The sequence below is a fragment of the Devosia sp. ZW T5_3 genome (assembly GCF_044987315.1).
Lineage (GTDB): Bacteria > Pseudomonadota > Alphaproteobacteria > Rhizobiales > Devosiaceae > Devosia.
Window position 1 is genome coordinate 45,255 of sequence record NZ_JBJDRE010000022.1, and the last position, 16,882, is coordinate 62,136.

The window sequence follows — 16,882 nt, forward strand, 5'->3', positions numbered from 1 at the left end:
CTTTTCCTTAGCCCTGGGTCGGCCAGACGGGGCGCACTTCGACTGTGCCCCGCTGGGCGGCGGGGCAGCGGCCTGCCCAATCCATGGCGGCGTCCATGTCGGCGGCTTCGATCAGGTAATAGCCACCAAGCTGTTCCTTGGTCTCGGCATAGGGGCCATCGAGCACTTCGGTCTTGCCGTTGCGGATGCGCACGCTGGCGGCCGTTGTGGTGGGACGCAGCCGATCGCCGGCCAACATGGCGCCGGCCTTGATCAGGGCTTCGTTATAGGCGGCATATTCGGGGCTCATCTGGCCGGGAGTGGCCGGAGCGGCGGCTGCGACGGCTTGTTCGTCGGCGTGGATCAGCAGCATGAACTTCATTTTCGTCTCCATGGGTTGGATCGGAGCGGCGCCCCGATGCAACTATGTCGAAGGGGAAAGACGGGTTTCGACTCTTGGCGTAGAAAAATTATCGATTGGGGTGGAATGGCCGGATTTCAATCGATCCCCAGGTGGCGGCGGGGCATTGGGCGGCCAGTTCCACGGCACGATTCATATCGGGCGCCTCGATAATGTAATAGCCGCCGAATTGCTCGCGGGTGTCGGCATAGGGGCCGTCATGCACCTTGAGTTGCCCAGCGTCGAGCTTGATGGTCTTGGCATCCGAGGTTGGGGTGAGCCCGGCGGTAGCGACGAAGGCGCCGGCCTTTTCGAGGGCTTCCTGATAGGCATGCATCTTGCCCATGAAACCGGCCATCTGCTCAGGCGGAATGGCGGCGCCGGCTTTTTCGTCGGCATAGAGCATCAGCAAATACTTCATCACGCATCTCCTTCCAGCGGGCAATATAGCCCGTCATGGCTATGTCGCGCGAGGGCGGGAGATTTCGACACTTCGAGCCGGCCGAAGGCAAATTTCTGCCGGTGGCAGAAATTCAGGCGAGAAGGCCATGAGAGCTGCGCTCGAATGGCGAGGGAAAATAGTGCCACGACCTCGTGGTTCGACAGGCTCACCATGAGGTCTACTGCTAGAGCGCTGAATGCCCCGTAGACCTCATCCTGAGCTTGTCGAAGGACGAGGTCGTGGCAGAGGATCAGTCCAGCAGGCTCGACACCGATTGCTCGCTGGCGGTGCGGGCGATGGCTTCCCCGATCAGGGGGGCGATGGTGAGGCGGCGGATATTGGCGGCTTTCTTGATCAGGTCGGTCTCTTCGATCGAGTCGGTGATCACCAATTCCTTGAGCTTGGAGGTGGCGATGCGCTCGGCGGCGCCGTTGGAGAGCACGCCATGGGTGATGTAGGCAGAGACTTCCTTGGCGCCAGCCTTGAGCAGGGCCTCGGCAGCATTGACGAGGGTGCCGCCCGAGTCGACGATATCGTCGATCAGCAGACACGTCTGGCCAGAGACATCGCCGATAATGTTCATGACTTCGGAGACGCCGGCACGGGGGCGGCGCTTGTCGACGATGGCCAGATCTGCCCCGATGCGCTGGGCGATGGCGCGGGCGCGGGCCACCCCGCCAACGTCGGGCGACACGATCATGACATTGCCCGAGCCATAATTCTCCTGGATGTCGCGAACCATGACCGGCGCGCCATAGAGATTGTCGGTGGGGATATCGAAGAAGCCCTGAATCTGGGCGGCGTGCAGATCGAGCGTGATGACGCGGTTGACGCCGGCCTCGGTGATGAGGTTGGCAACCAGCTTGGCTGAAATCGGCGTGCGGGACGCCGATTTACGATCTTGCCGCGCATAGCCGAAATAGGGCAGCACAGCGGTGATGCGGCGGGCCGAGGAGCGGCGCAGCGCATCGGTGAGGATCAGCAGCTCCATCAGATTGTCATTGGCCGGAAAGCTGGTCGACTGCAGGATGAACACATCCTCGCCGCGCACATTTTCATGCACTTCGACATAGATCTCGTTGTCGGCGAAGCGCTTGACCGTGCAATCGGTGAGGGGAAGTTCGAGATAGCTGGCGACGGCTTGAGCGAGGGCACGATTGGAGTTGCCGGTCACCAGCTTCATGGGTGCGATCCTGTCTCAACAGCGCCCGTAAAGCGGGCGTTTCCAGTTTCGCGGGCAGCTTTAGCGAGTCCCAACCAGACTCGCAACGCAACAAATGGATGATAGCTAAATAAGATTCACGTCAGGGCGATGACGGCGATCTGGCGACCCGTCGTGGTGCCGTGATGGGTAGCGTAGCGGTGGGAGAAATAGCGTTCGGGATTGCCATAGGTGCAGAGGCCAACGCGGTCGATTTTGGTGACGCCGGATGCGGCGATCTGGTCGGCTACGAAAGCAGGCAGGTTGAAGTGTTCGCGGCCGCCCGGGGGCGTGGTGAAATAGTCCTTGCCGCCGGGGTGGAGGGCGAGGAAATCGGCCATGAATTGCGGGCCGACTTCGTAATTGGGCGCAGAGACGGTAGGGCCGATGGCGGCGATGATGCGGGCGGGATTGGCGCCCAGTGCCACTATAGCTGCGATGGTGTTGCCGATGATGCCGTCGATGGCGCCGCGCCAGCCGGCGTGGGCTGCCCCGATAATGCCGGCTTCTGGATCGGCGAAAAGGATTGGGGTGCAGTCGGCGGTCAGGATGCCCAGGGCGACGCCGGGGCGGGCGGTGACCATGGCGTCGGCCTCGACGCGCGGACCGGTATGGGGGCCAGTTAGCGTGATGACGGCATTGGAATGAACCTGCTTGAGCAGGGCCAATTGGTGGGGCTCAAAGCCGAGCGTTGCCGCGACCATCTTGCGATTATCGGCCACGATGACCGGATCATCGCCGCCGGTGTCGGAGACGTTGAGGCCGGCAAAGATGCCTGTGGAGAGCCCGCCCTGGCGGCCGAAGAAGGCGTGGCGCACGGCCGGTATGGCGATCAGGCCGGCGCTTTGCTCATGGGGCACGTTCATTGGGTAAATCCGGGTGGCATGAGGCCGGGGCTGGCGGCGCAGAAGGCCTTGAACAATTCACCCATCTGGTCGGGGGCGATAAGGCGGCCCTTGGCGCTGGCGATATCCGCGGCCGAGCCCGGATTGGCGGCGCTGAGCGCCTTGGCGCGGTCATTGATGCCCAGGCGGGTGAGGAACTGGCCTTGGCCCAGTAGCGGATGGACGGCAAGGCCCGCCTTGGCAGCGACATTGCCGACGGCCTCGAAATCGACATGGGCGGAGAGGTCAGTCTCGCCGGGAGAGGCGAGGACATCGTCATAGGCGTGGCGGCGCACGCCCTGCAGGGTTTCCCCGGTCTGGGTGGTGCCATAGCCATAGTCGATCGCCAGCAGCACGCCGCCCTGGGCCGAGATGGTGCGAGCGAGGCGGGCGGTGACTTCGCCGGCGGCGAGGCCGACTTCGAAGACCGCATTGGGCTCGGCATCGGCAATGGCGTCGGGCATGGCCGATTGCGGGATGGGTGTGGGCGAGAGGCCAAAGGCGCGCTTGCCATCGACCAGGCCCACCATGCGCTCGTGCCAGCCCTCGGTGCCGCGCACGAATTGGCGGATGGGCAGGGCATCGAAGAATTCGTTGGCGACGACGAGGAGGGGGCCATCACCGACCTTGTCAAAGCCGTCGATCCATTTGGGATCATAGGGCTCGAGGCGGGCATGCTGCTCGGCAATGAGGGAGGGATTGGTTTCAAAGAGGCGCAGGTCGAGCGCATCGCGGAAGCCTTCGACGCGGCAGGCGACGCGCAGCATATCGGCCATCAGCGTGCCGCGGCCGGGGCCGAGTTCGAGCAGGGTGAAGGCTTTGGGCGAGCCCATTTGCTGGAAGATATTGGCGAAGAAAAAGCCAACCAATTCGCCGAACATCTGGGATATTTCGGGGGCGGTGACGAAATCGCCCTTGGCCCCGAGCGGATCGGCGCCCTTGTAATAGCCCTGCCGCGGATGGGTGAGGCAGAGGCCCATATAGGTGGCGACCGACATGGGACCCGTGGAGCGGATCTGCATGTCGATGAGTTCGGGCAGGGTTGGGTTTTCTGTCATGCCCGCAGGCCGCTTTGCTTGCGCGTCATGGCGTAGACTACCAGCCCGATGCCGGCCACCAGGATGGGCAGGCTGAGCACCTGGCCCATGGTGAGCCAGCCGCCATAGAGATAACCGATCTGGATATCGGGCAGACGCACGAATTCGACTGCGATGCGGGAGAGGGCGTAGCCGATGCCGAAAATACCGGCGACGAGGCCCGGGCGGCGCAGGGCGTAGAAAACGTGAGTGGCGACGCGGATGACCAGGAACAGCAGGATGCCTTCGAGAGCGCCTTCGTAAAGCTGGCTGGGATGGCGCGGCACGCCGAGCGGATCGGTGGGGAAAATCACGCCCCAGGGCAGGGTGGTGGGGGCGCCATAGAGCTCGGAATTGATGAAATTGGCGATGCGGCCGAGCAGCAGGCCAATGGTGGCGACCGAGGCGATCAGATCAAGCGAACTCAGCCAATTGCCGCCCTTGGAGCGGGTGAAGACGATGGCTGCCAGCATCAGCCCCAGCATGCCCCCATGGAAGGACATGCCGCCATCGAGCGTGTTGAAGATCTGGACTGGGTTGGCCAGATAAAAGGGCAGGTTGTAAAACAGCACATAGCCAATGCGGCCGCCCAGCACGATGGCCAGCATGGTCCAGAAGGCAAAGTCCCAGATATCCTGGGCTTTGAAGGGCGGCTCACCCTTGTGCCAGAGCCTGGTATTGGCGAGGAGCCGATAGCCATAAGCTGCGCCCAAGAGGGTTCCGAACAGATAGGCCAGCGCATACCAACGCACTGCGAGCGGGCCGACGGCGAAGGCGATGGGATCGATGTTTGGGAAGGGCAAGCGGGGCTCCTGCGGCAATCGGGCGGACCATTGCCGCTTCGCCCGCTCTGGTCAAGTCGGGATCAAGGGCCTAGATATCAACTAAGAGTGCCCGCTGTGGCGACCAACAATATAGGTGTGCGATGACCCAGAACAGCAAGCTTTTCGACGGTTTGGGCCGGGTGATGAACGAAGCGGCCGGTGTGGCCGACGGCGTTCGGCGGGAAGTGGAGACCGCCGTGAAGTCGCAGGCCCAGCGTTTCGTGGCCGATATGGACCTGGTCAAGCGCGAGGATTTCGATGCGCTGCGCGAACTGGTTCAGGTGCAGGGCGAAGAGATCGATGCGCTGCGCAAGGAATTGGCGGCGCTCAAGGGCGGCAAGGCTGCCAAGGCCTGATTTTCTCCCATCGCATTTCTAACCACGGTGTCATTCCCGCGAAAGCGGGAACCTCCGTTTGGTTGGAGAGTCCGGTAAACAGAGGTTCCCGCTTTCGCGGGAATGACATTGTGGGGTGGGGCCATGGTGCCGTCCGCTGGTCCGCCAACGAGCATTTTGGCTGCGTTCCATCCCTCAACAAACTGCCCCGTTTCGGGGCGCTTTTCCTGCGCAAAAGCGGGATTTTGTTAACGGACTGTTAACGTTGACGGGCCGATCATCCACAAGAGATTGCCGTCCTCCTGCTGCCGCGCGTCCCCTGAATCAGTGGGGCGGTGTAGGGTCAATTCATCAGGACGATTCGTAAGCCTAGTGCGTGCGGCCAGTTCCTTGAGTACCCGAAATTGTGTCGGCCCGTCGCGGGTCGCATGCCTCGAACACACGCGTTGCCAGGACGAGAATCGTCAATGTCACTCCTTCAAGTCGAGCCGGATCGCGTCGTCCACCCGGTGGACATTATCGAGCACATCGCTTCGATCAACGACTGGAGTTTCGAACGCCAGGACGCCGACGAGATTTCGATCTCGGTGCGGGGCGGCTGGAGCGATTACCATGTCTCGTTCAACTGGATGGAAGACCTGGAATCGCTGCACATCGCCTGCGCGTTCGATCTGAAGGTGCCCGAGGGGCGGCGCAACGAAATCAAGCAACTTATTTCGCTGATCAATGAGCAGCTGTGGATCGGCCATTTCGATATCTGGAACAAGGAAGGCGTGGTGCTGTTCCGCAATTCGCACCTGCTGACCGGGGGCGCTGAAGTGTCGCCGCAGCAATGCGAGGCGCTGCTGCGCTCGGCCACCGATAGCTGCGATCTCTATTACCAGGCCTTCCAGTTTGTGGTGTGGGCCGGCAAGACGGCCGCCGATGCGCTGACCCATGTGATGTTTGAAACGGTCGGCGAGGCGTGACCGTGTCGTTGCGCGATATCGGCCCGGTCATGCTGGTTGGGGCCGGCAAGATGGGCCTGGCCATGGCCAAGAGCTGGTTGGCTGCCGGATTGCCCGAGAACAACCTTATTCTGATTGCGCCCTCGCCAAGCGAAGCGGCCAAGGCGCTGGCGCGGGACTACGATCTGCAGATTTATCCGGAGGCCAGTGGGCTTCTGCCCAATGTGCTGGTGCTGGCGGTCAAGCCCCAGGTCATCGACGGGGTGATGGAGCAGGTGCAGCCGGTGGTTGGGCCGCAAACGCTGGTTGTGTCGGTTGCCGCGGGCATCGATATTGCCCGGCTGGTGCGCGGGACGGGGACGGGCCGGGTGGTGCGCACCATGCCCAATACGCCCGCGCAGGTCGGCAAGGGGATTACCGGGGCGGTGGCCGCGCCGGATGTGTCGGCTGCCGAAAAGGCGAGCGTGGATGCGCTGTTGGGGGCGTCCGGGCAGGTGGTGTGGCTGGCCGATGAAGGCGATATCGATGCTCTGACGGCGGTTTCCGGGTCGGGGCCGGCTTACGTGTTCAACATGGTCGAGGCGCTGGCGACAGCTGGTGAGCAGCAGGGATTGTCGCCTGTTCTGGCCATGCAATTGGCGCGGCAGACGGTGATTGGCGCCGCGGCGCTGATGGAGGCCGATCCGGCGCCGGCGGCGGTGCTGCGGCAGAATGTGACGTCGCCCAAGGGGGTGACGGCCGAGGCTTTGGCGGTGTTGATGGCCGATGATGGCCTGGCGCCGTTGATGGCGCGGGCTGTTGCGGCGGCGCGGAAGCGGAGTGAGGAATTGGGGCAGGCCTGAGCGCGGTGCCTACCTCCTCCCGTTGAGGGAGAAGGTGCCGCGTAGCGGCGGATGAGGGGTCTCTTTCTGCGTCTCTGGGCATGGGCGCGCAGAATCCCTCACCCTGTCAATTCTGATGAACGCAGAATGATCGGTCCCTCTCCCTCAAGGGGCGAGGGGTGGCTCCGTGGGTGGGGCAACTTCTCGGCAATCTCAGTAGACCTCATCCTGAGCTTGTCGAAGGATGAGGTCGTGGCACTCGCTCCTCCACTCGCTCGACCTCGTGGTTCGACAGGCTCACCATGAGGTCTTTGGGAGTTAGGGCTAGCTTACAATCCGCCCGTCAAATTCAATCTGTCCAGCACAGTCCGATCCCCCGGCTCGACCATGCCTACCAGGAACCGCCGGACGATGCGGGCGGCTTCGGGGGGGAGGGCGGCGATGGCGGCGTCGATGCGGCTGGCTTGGGAGGCGGAGAGGGTGGAAAAGAGCTGGCGGCCTTTGTCGGTGGCAAAGAGCAGGCGCTGGCGGCGGTCGGAATGGCCGGTTTTTTGTTCGATATAGCCATTGTCGATCAATTGGCGGAGCACGCGGGCCAGACTCTGCTTGGTGATCTTGAGGATATCGAGCAGATCGGCCACCGGCATGCCGGGGCGCAGATTGACGAAATACAGCACCCGATGATGAGCCCGGCCAAAGCCCTGGCGTTCGAGCAGGGCATCGGCATCGCCGGTAAAATCCCGATAGGCAAAGAAAAACAGCCCCATAATATCGAGCGGGAGCGCATCGCGATCGATTTCGGCGAAATTTATGTCAGCTATGTTGACATTTTTTTGGTCTGCTGCCATTGTGTTTCCATCAGGACGCCAATCAGTCTTATCCCAAAGCCTTTGTGGTTTGCCAAGGGCTTGGGCCTGGGGCATGATCGACGCCAAAAGCGCCAGACCGTTGTGGTCGACGCACAATCAATGGATGCGGGAGAGGATCATGGCAGGCGTGCCAATGGACCAGCGTGAAGGCTGGATCTGGTTTGACGGCGAGTTCAAACCCTGGAAGGACGCAAAGATTCACGTGCTGACGCACGGGCTGCATTATGCCAGCTCGGTGTTCGAGGGCGAGCGCGCCTATGGCGGCGAAATCTTCAAGTCGCGTGAGCATACCGAACGGCTGATCCGTTCGGGCAAGACGCTGGATTTCACCATTCCCTGGTCGGTCGAGCAGATCGAGGAAGCCAAGCGGCAGGTTCTGGAAAAGAACGGCCTGGTTGATGCCTATATTCGTCCCGTCGCCTGGCGCGGCTCGGAAGAGCTGAGCGTTCCGGCCCGAAACAATACAGTGCATCTGGCGATCGCAGCCTGGGTGTGGCCGAGCTATTTCTCGGTTGAGGAAAAGCTTAGGGGTATTCGCCTCGAATGGAGCAAGTGGAAACGCCCGTCGCCGGAAACCATTCCGTCCTCGGCCAAGGCTGCGGGTCTTTATATGATCTGCACGCTCTCCAAGGACGCGGCCATGGCCAATGGCTATGCCGATGCGCTGATGCTGGACTATCGCGGCTATGTGGCTGAGGCCACGGGCGCCAATGTGTTCTTCATCAAGGGCAAAGAGATCACCACGCCAACGCCCGATTGCTTCCTCAACGGCATCACGCGGCAGACGTTGATCGATCTGGCCAAGCGCAATGGCTTTACCGTGACCGAGCGGCACATCATGCCGGAAGAGCTGAGCCAGTTCGACGAATGCTTCCTCACCGGCACGGCTGCGGAAGTGACGCCGGTCAGCGAGATCGGGGAATTCAAGTTTACGCCGGGCGAGGCTTGCCGGACGCTGATTGATGCCTATTCGGCTGAGGTTCAGCCGAAGCGGGCAGCGGCGGAGTAGTTTCTTCGCATTATTGAGATTTGGAGAGGCCGGGTGGAAGCCCGGCCTTTTTTGTTTTTGGTGGGGGTGGCCCTGGAGATCAAAACCATCACCGCTTTCCCTCGGGCTCGACCCGAGGGTCACTCGTCGCTTGTGCAGGGTTGAGAGTGGCCCTCGGGTCGAGCCCGAGGGAGAACGGTGGGTGGTGCGGAATTGGGGGAGGGTCCGAGAGATCTCACCTGCACGGAGTCATCCCGGCGGAGGCCGGGATCCATGCTGTGCTCTCTCCTCACATGGGATGGGTGGATAGCCTTCAGCATGGATTCCGGCCTCCGCCGGAATGACACGGTGGGTGGAAGAGGATTGGGGCAGGTCCGGACTGGCCGAACTACTCCCACCGCGCCTTGGCTTTATCGTCGGCGGATTTGGCTTCCACCCAGTGCTCGCCCTTGGCCGTTTGCTCTTTCTTCCAGAAGGGGGCGTCGGTTTTGAGGTGATCCATTATCAACTGGGCGGCGTCGAAGGCGGGTTGGCGGTGGGCCGAGAGGGTCATGACCTGCACGATCGGCTCGCCGGGCCGCATAGGGCCGTAGCGGTGGATGATGGTGGCGTCGGCCAGGTTGAAGCGCTCGATGGCCGTGGTGGCCAGGTCGGTCAGCTGGTTGATGGCGAGTTCGGGATAGCAGTCGAGCGTCAATGAGACGATCGGGTCGCCGGGCAGGGAGCGGACGAGGCCGGTAAAGGTCACGGCGGCGCCGGCGGCGGCACGGCGGGCGATGAAGGCGTTGGTTTCGGCGCCGGGATCGAACGGGGTTTGGGTGACGCGGATATCCATGTCAGCCGCCGGTCATGGGGGGGAAGAGGGCCACGGTGTGGGCGCCGGCGAGGGAAGCGTCGTGCTGCACCAGCTTGGCGTTGATGGCGGCTTTGATCAGGCTGCGTTTTTCAAGGGCCAGGGCGGCGGCTTCGTCGCGGTCGGCCAGCCAATCGAGCAGGTTGGCGATGGTGGCGACTTCGGGCGGCAGGGTGACGTCTTCCTCGCCCTTGTTGAGGCGTTCGCGCAGCCAGGCGAAATAGAGGATTTTCATTTGGCGTCGCCCGACAGATGCGGCCAGCTGGCGAGCAGATATTGCCAGCCGGTCCACAGGGTCAGGATGCCGGCGGCCCAGAGCGCGATGTCACTGACGAGGCCGAGGCCGGGAACGACGCGTTCGAGCAGCACGATGGCGAGCGCGACCAATTGGATCGTGGTTTTCCACTTGGCGAGCTTGCTGACCGGCAGGACCACTGCGGCATTGCCCAGGAATTCGCGCAGGCCGGGAATGAAGAATTCACGGAACAGGATGGCGATGGCGGGGATCATGTCGAGGGCGGACAGGCTCCCATCCCAGGCGAGCGCGGCGATGAGGATGCCGACGAGGAGCTTGTCGGCGATTGGGTCGAGCATGCGGCCGAGGGGGGAATATTGATTCCAGGCGCGGGCCAGATAGCCATCGAGCCAGTCGCTGGCGGCGGCGAGGATGTAGAGCACCAGCGCGACGACGCGCAGCGCGGTGCTGCCTTCCATCACCAGGGCGACAATGGGGATGATCGCGAGAATGCGCGCGATGGTGATCAGATTGGGGACGAGCAGGAGCGGGTTTCTGGCCATGGGGGGACAGAACAGGATGGGGGCGAGGGGGTCAAGATGGTTTGACGGGCATCGGAGTACCCCCTCCTGGCCTCCCCCTGATAGGGGGAGGGACCTTTCCGCGTTTGGGGCTGGATTGAGTTTAAGCCACTGAGCGGTTCCTCCCCCTATCAGGGGGAGGTTAGGTGGGGGTATCGAGAGCCCCGATATTCGGGCCTCCGCCCCCTCCCTTGATCCCTCCCTGCGAGGGGGAGGGTGTCGACTGCGATATTATGCGACCGCCTGATTGGTCGCGGCGCGGCGCTGGGTTACCGACTCGGCCAATGCTTGCAGCGCTGTGACCGTGGTGTCCCAATCGATGCAGCCATCGGTGATGGACTGGCCGTAGGTCAGTGGCTGGCCGGGGACGAGGTCCTGGCGGCCGGCGACGAGGTTGCTCTCGATCATGACGCCGATGATGCGGCGGTCGCCGGCGGCGAGCTGATGGCCGATATCGGCCAGGACCAGGGGCTGGTTTTCCGGCTTTTTGGACGAATTGGCGTGGCTGGCGTCGATCATGATGGTGGCGGGCACACCGGCTTTGGCGGCGGCCTTGGCTGATGCCTCGACATTGGCGGCGTCGTAGTTCGGCACCTTGCCGCCGCGCAGGATGACGTGGCAATCCTCATTGCCGGTGGTCGAGGCGATGGCGGAGCGGCCAGTTTTGGTCACGGCCATGAAATGGTGCGGCTGGCTGGCGGATTTGACCGCGTCGAGGGCGATCTGCAGATTGCCATCCGTGCCATTCTTGAAGCCGACCGGGCAGGACAGGCCCGAGGCCAGCTCGCGATGAATCTGGCTTTCGGTGGTGCGGGCGCCGATAGCGGCCCAGCTGACGAGATCCGCAATGTATTGGGGCGTCGTCATGTCGAGGAATTCGCAGGCGGCAGGCAGGCCGAGGTTGTTGATGTCGAGCAGCAGGGCGCGCGCGGTGTGCAGCCCGGTGTCGATGTCGAAAGTGCCGTCTAGATTGGGGTCGTTGATCAAGCCCTTCCAACCCACGGTGGTGCGGGGCTTTTCAAAGTAGACACGCATGATGATCTCAAGCCGGTCGCCAAGGGTTTCGCGCAGCGCCACGAGTCGCTGCGCGTAATCCATGGCGGCCTGGGTGTCGTGGATCGAGCAGGGGCCAACCACGACGGCGAGACGATCGTCCTGGCCGGCCAGAATATTATGCAGATCATGGCGGGCGCTAATGACGGTGCGGGTGGCCGCGTCGGTGCGCGGATGCTGGCGCATCACCTCGATTGGGGTGGTCAGCTCGGTGATGGAATTGATCCGCAGATCATCGGTGGTCTTGAGCATTTGTCGGTTCCTCGGTGTGTCTTGCTCGACAGCGGCCAACAAAAAAGCCGCCTCGTGGGTCGGGCGGCTGGCTTCGGGTTTGGTCGTCTCTTGGTGAGATCAGATCAAGCGCACAATAGCCTCCGCCGGGAGCGGATAGCTAAAATACCAAAACGAGATGGTTGCGACGGAGATCATGGGAGGAGATGTAGCTCGGGTTTTGGGGTTTGTCGACTCTGACTTTGGGATGAGAAGATGTTCGGGGTTCACCCTGGCATGTCGAAGCCATGCAGTTGCTGGATGGTGATTTCGCCTTCCCATTGGGGCCAATGCTGGCGGTGAAGGTCGGCGAAGCGCTGGGCCCAAGAGACGATCTGGGCCTCGGTGGGCAGATCGTAGATGGCGTAGCCGCCGATGAGTTCCTTGGTTTCGGCGAAGGGACCGTCGGTGATGAGCTGGCCGCGGCGGACCTTCACGGTGGCGGTATCGGACATGCCGCCGGTTTCCACCAAGGCGGCACCGGCCTCCATGCCCAGCGCGATGATCGCCTGCATCAAGGCGGGCGGTGGTGGGCCGGCTTCGGCGGCATTGGTAGTGTGGACGAAGGTGATGAACTTCATAGGTCTTCTCCGGTGCGTTCATCGTTGCGACGAATGACGGCGGCCGGTTTCGACAGCCTGCTGCCACGCCGATATGTATTTCTGCGTTCGGAACGCAGGTTATCCGCGATTGAAGTGATCGTAGATCAGCTGGGCCATGGCGTTGGAAATGCCGGGGACGGCTTCGAGATCGAGGAGGCTGGCGCGGCCGACGGCTTTGGCGGAGCCGAAATGGTTGAGGAGGGCGCGTTTGCGGGTGGGGCCGATGCCTTCGATTTCGTCGAGCGGGTTCTTGATCTGGGCCTTGCTGCGCTTGGCGCGGTGGGTGCCGATGGCGAAGCGGTGGGCTTCGTCACGCAGGCGCTGGACGTAGTAGAGGACCGGGTCGCGATGGGGGAGCATGAAGGCTTCGCGGCCTTCCATGAAGAATTTTTCGCGGCCGGCATCGCGTTCCTCGCCCTTGGCGATGCCGATAAAGGTCACGTCCTTGGGCAGGTTGAGCTGGGCGATCACCTCGCGCACGGCATTGAGCTGGCCGGCGCCGCCATCAATGAAGACGACATCGGGCCAGTCGGGCATGCCGCTATCTTCGACCTCGTCGGCTTCGGCGTCGCTTTCGTTGGCGAGGCGGGTGAAGCGGCGGGTCAGCACTTCGCGCATCATGCCGAAATCGTCGCCAGCGGCGATGTCGGATTTGATGTTGAAGGTGCGGTAGTGCTTTTTGGAAAAGCCTTCCTCGCCGGCCACGACCATGGCGCCGATCGCATTGGTGCCCGAGATGTGGGAATTGTCGTAGATTTCGATGCGGCGGGGTGGCTCGTCGAGGCCGAAGCAATTGGCGACGCCTTCAAGCAGGGTGCGGTTGGTGGCGCCTTCGGCGAGCTGGCGGCCCAAAGCTTCGCGGGCATTGTTGAGGGCGTGATTGACCAGGTCGCGCTTTTCGCCGCGCTTGGGTTGTTCGATATAGACCCGGCGGCCGGCGCGGGTGGAAAGCGCTTCTTCCATGACGGCGGGCTCGGCTAGCTCGTGGCTGATCAGCACGAGGCGGGCGGGGGTGCGGTTTTCATAGAACTGGCCGATAAAGGCTTCGAGCACTTCGGCGTCGGAAAGGCTGGCGTCAGCGCGGGGGCGATAGGGGTAATTGCCCCAGTTCTGGAAGGCGCGGAAGAAGAAGACCTGCACGCAGAATTGGCCGCCTTCGTGATGGATGGCGAAGACGTCGGCTTCCTCGACGGTCTTGGCGGTGCCGTCGCCCTGGCTCTGGATCAAGGCGAGGGCGGATAGGCGGTCGCGGATCAGGGCGGCGCGCTCGAAATCGAGCTGTTCGGCGGCCTGGTTCATGTCGGCCTGCAGGTGGTTGCGCACGGCGCTGGACTTGCCGGAGAGGAATTGGCGGGCGTCTTCGACCAGCTCGCCATAACCTTCAAGGCTGATTTCGCGGGTGCAGGGGGCCGCGCAACGCTTGATCTGGAATTGCAGGCACGGGCGGGTGCGGGCGGTGTAGAAGCTGTCCGAGCAATTGCGCAGCAGGAAGGCTTTTTGCAGGCTGGCTATGGTGCGGCCGACGGCGGTGGCCGAGGCGAAGGGGCCGAAATAATGGCCCTTGCGGCGGCGGGTGCCGCGATGCTTGGTCAGCTCGGGCGCCTCGTGATCGGTGGCGATCAGGATATAGGGGAAGCTCTTGTCGTCGCGCAGCAAGACGTTGAAGCGCGGCTTGAGCCGCTTGATCATATTGGCTTCGAGCAGCAGCGCTTCGGACTCGGTTTCGGTGCGCACGAATTCCATGGTCACGGTGGAAGCGATCATGCGCTGCAGACGCACTTCGAGCGCTTCGGGCCGGGTGTAATTGGTGACGCGAGCCTTGAGGTTGCGGGCCTTGCCCACATACATGACCTCGCCTTCCGCATCGAGCATGCGGTAGACGCCGGGGGCGGCGGGCAGGGTGCGCACGAAAGCGCGGATGACTTCGTGGCCGCTGGGTGGGGGCGTGGTGGCGATGTCGTCGGTCATGATCGTGGGGTCGGCCGGCGATGGGCCGGAAATTCGAGGTGTTCGCCGCCATCGAGGGCAAGCATCTGCCCGGTCATGCTGGCCAGACCCAGAATGGCGATGACGCCCTGGGCAATGCCATTGGCATCGGCAGCCGTTTGCAGGGGCAGTTCGGCGCGGCGCTGGTCGAACTTGTCCTGGGGAATGGCGGGCGGGGCGACGGCGGGGCCGGGCGCCACGGCATTGACGCGGATAGCGGGCGCCAAGGACTGGGCCAGGGTGCGCGTCATGGTCCAGAGCACCGATTTGCTGAGGGTGTAGCTGAAATAGGCGGGGGAGAGATCGAGCACGCGTTCATCGATGATGTTGATGATATTGCCGGATACGCCTGCGGCCAGTTGCGCGGCGAAATCGCGCGACAGGAAGGCGGGCGCCTCGGCATGAATGGCGAAATGGGCATCCCACAGCGCCTCGTCAAGGTCGCGGGCGCTGTCGCGCTCGTAGATCGAGGCATTGTTGATCAGCGTGGTCAGCGGGCCGAACGGGCGGGCGGCGTCCGCCACCAGATGGGCGCGCTGGCTGCGATCGGCCAGATCGGCCTGAATGGCCATAGCCCGCCCGCCCCCCGACTCGATTTGCGCGACGACTCGCTGGGCGCCATCGGCATTGCGCCGATAATGAGCGATGACGGCATAGCCGGACTGCGCCAGGGCCAGGGCGATGGCGGCGCCAATGCGTTCGCCCGCGCCGGTGACCAGGGCAACGGGGATATGCGGCGATGGGGGCGTGAAATTGCTCATTGGGGGCCGGATTCGGTGCTTTTGGGGGACCATAGGCCGCTTTGGGCGGGCACATCAATCTCCGCGTACAGAGGGGGAAAGCGCTAATATTGGTTGGCTCTAATCGCGCAGTCATACTGACAGAATTAGACAGTATGCTTGTCCTTTTGTTGCACAACGAACAGCAGTAGATTGTTGACTGTCCGTGGGGCGGAGGGCTCGCACGGCGTTTAGGAGAGGGACACTATGGAAGTCATCGTACCTATTCTCGTGCAACTGATCGCCGGTGGGGCCGGCGGCAATGTGATCGGCCAGATCGTCAAAAGCCTCAATCTCGGACCGACCGGCAATACCATTGCCGGCGCGGTCGGTGGTGTGGCCGGCACCTGGCTTGCAAGCCTCATTCCGGGGCTGAGCGGGCTGGTTGGCGGGGCGACCGCCGCGGCAGCGACCGGGGCCGCGACAGGCGGGCTCGATATCGGTGCCCTGGTGGGCCAGGGCGCAACGGGCCTGGTCGGCGGCGGCATCCTGACCGCCATTGCCGGCATGGTCAAATCGGCTACTGCCAAGAGCTAAGCAATTCGATAGTGCTTGCGCTCCGGCCAGCGAGTCGGAGCGCAACTCAGGTTGCTCAGGCAATCCAAATTACCGTCAGCGATCCCATTCATGTCCGTTACTGCCCTTGACGGGCGCAGCGATCTCGTCGGCCGCGCCATTTTCCTCACCCTCGTGACCATTGCCGTATTCGGTGCGCAGGACGCGATTTCCAAAATCCTGGTGCAGGAATATTCGACCTTTCAGATCACCATGATGCGCTATTGGGGCTTTGCCGCCTTTTCACTGGTGCTAGTGATGCGCCAAGCGCCGCTGCGGCAGGCGCTGAGTTCGAGAGTGCCAGCATTGCAGGTGTTGCGCGGCTCGCTGCTGATCATCGAAATCTGGTGTTTTGCGCGGGCGCTGCAAAGCGTGCCGCTGGGCGAATTGCAGGCCATTTCGCTGGTCTATCCGTTGCTGGTGACACTGTTTGCCATTCCGCTGCTGGGTGAGAAAGTCGGCGTGTTTCGCTTCGTCGCCGTGCTGGTCGGGTTTGCCGGCGCCATGGTGATCGTGCGGCCGGGCGGGCTGCCGCTCGATTGGGGCGTGGCTTTTGCCATTTTGTCGTCGGTGCTTTACGCGCTTTACCTGGTGATTACCCGCAAGGTCAGCCGCTATGACAGCGCGGCGACCAGCATGGCTTATACGGGCGTGGTGGGGCTGGTGTTGTCGAGCGCGGTGGGCGTGTTCTTCTGGCATAATATGGGCTGGATGGATGTGCTGCTGGTCTGCATCATCATGGTGACAACCTGTGTGGGCCACGGGTTGATGGTGTTCGCGCTGTCCATGGCGCCGGCCAGTGTTATCCAGCCGTTCAATTATTTCTCGCTGCCTTGGGCCATCCTGCTCAGCGCCGTCGTTTTTGGGCACTGGATCGATGGTATTTCGCTGATCGGCGCGGCCATCATCGTGGTGGCGGGGCTGGTGGTGATGGCGCGGGAGCGGATGCGCAAGGTGGCCGTGCCGGCCGAGGCGAGCTTGCCCGGCCATGAATGAGAAACGCCGCCCCGAAGGGCGGCGTTATTGTTTTGATGGTTTGGGCTAGTTGCCCATGCAGACATAGCCGTTGGGGCCGTTGAAGCAGACGCTGCCGCCACCCGGATTACCGGGGTAGATGGGCTGCGGACGCGGCGGGCGGCCATCCCAACCACCACCCCAATGGGGCGGGCGCGGGCGGTCCCAGCCACCACCCCAGTGGGGTG

Annotated in this window: 20 protein-coding genes; 6 read left to right on the forward strand and 14 right to left on the reverse strand. The window is 62.9% G+C overall.

Annotation, left to right across the window (positions count from 1 at the left end; all coding sequences use genetic code 11):
• Positions 1–7: 7 nt before the first annotated feature.
• The 6 genes from ACI3KW_RS21255 to lgt form a co-directional block, all read right to left on the reverse strand.
• Positions 8–361 carry a YciI family protein gene (locus ACI3KW_RS21255; protein WP_262166431.1) on the reverse strand — a complete coding sequence of 118 codons (354 nt, stop codon included), beginning with the start codon at positions 359–361 and terminating at the stop codon, positions 8–10.
• A gap of 88 nt (positions 362–449) precedes the next feature.
• Positions 450–800, reverse strand: coding sequence for a YciI family protein (locus tag ACI3KW_RS21260; protein WP_404849744.1), 351 nt, complete (start codon positions 798–800; stop codon positions 450–452).
• Between the two features lie 271 nt (positions 801–1,071).
• A complete protein-coding gene (locus tag ACI3KW_RS21265) occupies positions 1,072–2,004 on the reverse strand; it encodes a ribose-phosphate pyrophosphokinase (protein ID WP_404849745.1) in 933 nt (310 codons plus the stop codon).
• A gap of 116 nt (positions 2,005–2,120) precedes the next feature.
• Entirely contained in the window at positions 2,121–2,888 is a 768-nt protein-coding gene (pgeF, locus tag ACI3KW_RS21270; RefSeq protein ID WP_404849746.1) for a peptidoglycan editing factor PgeF, read from the reverse strand.
• A complete protein-coding gene (locus ACI3KW_RS21275) occupies positions 2,885–3,964 on the reverse strand; it encodes a class I SAM-dependent methyltransferase (protein ID WP_404849747.1) in 1,080 nt (359 codons plus the stop codon). The genes pgeF and ACI3KW_RS21275 overlap by 4 nt, the downstream gene beginning before the upstream one ends.
• Positions 3,961–4,785 carry a prolipoprotein diacylglyceryl transferase gene (lgt, locus tag ACI3KW_RS21280; RefSeq protein ID WP_404849748.1) on the reverse strand — a complete coding sequence of 275 codons (825 nt, stop codon included), beginning with the start codon at positions 4,783–4,785 and terminating at the stop codon, positions 3,961–3,963. The genes ACI3KW_RS21275 and lgt overlap by 4 nt, the downstream gene beginning before the upstream one ends.
• Positions 4,786–4,907: 122 nt before the next feature.
• On the opposite strand from lgt, the gene ACI3KW_RS21285 reads away from it, so the two are divergent.
• From ACI3KW_RS21285 to proC, 3 genes are all read left to right on the forward strand, one after another.
• Positions 4,908–5,162, forward strand: a complete 255-nt coding sequence (locus ACI3KW_RS21285) for an accessory factor UbiK family protein (protein ID WP_035103542.1) — start codon at positions 4,908–4,910, stop codon at positions 5,160–5,162.
• A gap of 446 nt (positions 5,163–5,608) precedes the next feature.
• Entirely contained in the window at positions 5,609–6,109 is a 501-nt protein-coding gene (locus tag ACI3KW_RS21290; protein ID WP_035103544.1) for a YbjN domain-containing protein, read from the forward strand.
• 2 nt (positions 6,110–6,111) lie between these two features.
• Positions 6,112–6,930: a pyrroline-5-carboxylate reductase gene (gene proC, locus ACI3KW_RS21295; RefSeq protein ID WP_404849757.1), complete on the forward strand. Its 819-nt coding sequence runs from the start codon at positions 6,112–6,114 to the stop codon at positions 6,928–6,930.
• A gap of 308 nt (positions 6,931–7,238) precedes the next feature.
• Here the strand turns inward: proC and ACI3KW_RS21300 are convergent, their stop codons facing one another.
• Positions 7,239–7,757 (reverse strand): MarR family winged helix-turn-helix transcriptional regulator, encoded by a 519-nt coding sequence (locus ACI3KW_RS21300; protein ID WP_404849749.1) that lies wholly within the window; start codon positions 7,755–7,757, stop codon positions 7,239–7,241.
• 139 nt (positions 7,758–7,896) lie between these two features.
• On the opposite strand from ACI3KW_RS21300, the gene ACI3KW_RS21305 reads away from it, so the two are divergent.
• Positions 7,897–8,787, forward strand: coding sequence for a branched-chain amino acid aminotransferase (locus ACI3KW_RS21305; protein WP_113123319.1), 891 nt, complete (start codon positions 7,897–7,899; stop codon positions 8,785–8,787).
• A 367-nt stretch (positions 8,788–9,154) separates the two neighbouring features.
• Here the strand turns inward: ACI3KW_RS21305 and ACI3KW_RS21310 are convergent, their stop codons facing one another.
• The 7 genes from ACI3KW_RS21310 to ACI3KW_RS21340 form a co-directional block, all read right to left on the reverse strand.
• Positions 9,155–9,601 carry a molybdenum cofactor biosynthesis protein MoaE gene (locus ACI3KW_RS21310; RefSeq protein ID WP_404849750.1) on the reverse strand — a complete coding sequence of 149 codons (447 nt, stop codon included), beginning with the start codon at positions 9,599–9,601 and terminating at the stop codon, positions 9,155–9,157.
• Between the two features lies 1 nt (position 9,602).
• A complete protein-coding gene (moaD, locus tag ACI3KW_RS21315; RefSeq protein WP_262166448.1) occupies positions 9,603–9,854 on the reverse strand; it encodes a molybdopterin converting factor subunit 1 in 252 nt (83 codons plus the stop codon).
• Positions 9,851–10,417, reverse strand: coding sequence for a CDP-diacylglycerol--glycerol-3-phosphate 3-phosphatidyltransferase (pgsA, locus tag ACI3KW_RS21320; protein WP_404849751.1), 567 nt, complete (start codon positions 10,415–10,417; stop codon positions 9,851–9,853). Before pgsA ends, moaD begins: the two co-directional genes overlap by 4 nt.
• A gap of 249 nt (positions 10,418–10,666) precedes the next feature.
• Entirely contained in the window at positions 10,667–11,740 is a 1,074-nt protein-coding gene (locus tag ACI3KW_RS21325; protein ID WP_262166451.1) for a 3-deoxy-7-phosphoheptulonate synthase, read from the reverse strand.
• 245 nt (positions 11,741–11,985) lie between these two features.
• Positions 11,986–12,339 (reverse strand): YciI family protein, encoded by a 354-nt coding sequence (locus tag ACI3KW_RS21330; protein WP_404849752.1) that lies wholly within the window; start codon positions 12,337–12,339, stop codon positions 11,986–11,988.
• A 99-nt stretch (positions 12,340–12,438) separates the two neighbouring features.
• Complete coding sequence (uvrC, locus tag ACI3KW_RS21335) at positions 12,439–14,328, reverse strand: excinuclease ABC subunit UvrC (RefSeq protein ID WP_404849753.1); 1,890 nt, start codon at positions 14,326–14,328, stop codon at positions 12,439–12,441.
• A complete protein-coding gene (locus ACI3KW_RS21340; protein ID WP_404849754.1) occupies positions 14,325–15,107 on the reverse strand; it encodes an SDR family oxidoreductase in 783 nt (260 codons plus the stop codon). Before ACI3KW_RS21340 ends, uvrC begins: the two co-directional genes overlap by 4 nt.
• 225 nt (positions 15,108–15,332) lie before the next feature.
• On the opposite strand from ACI3KW_RS21340, the gene ACI3KW_RS21345 reads away from it, so the two are divergent.
• Both ACI3KW_RS21345 and ACI3KW_RS21350 read left to right on the forward strand, forming a co-directional pair.
• Positions 15,333–15,662: a hypothetical protein gene (locus ACI3KW_RS21345; RefSeq protein WP_113122537.1), complete on the forward strand. Its 330-nt coding sequence runs from the start codon at positions 15,333–15,335 to the stop codon at positions 15,660–15,662.
• Between the two features lie 90 nt (positions 15,663–15,752).
• A complete protein-coding gene (locus ACI3KW_RS21350) occupies positions 15,753–16,676 on the forward strand; it encodes a DMT family transporter (protein WP_404849755.1) in 924 nt (307 codons plus the stop codon).
• The last annotated feature ends 206 nt before the right edge of the window (positions 16,677–16,882 follow it).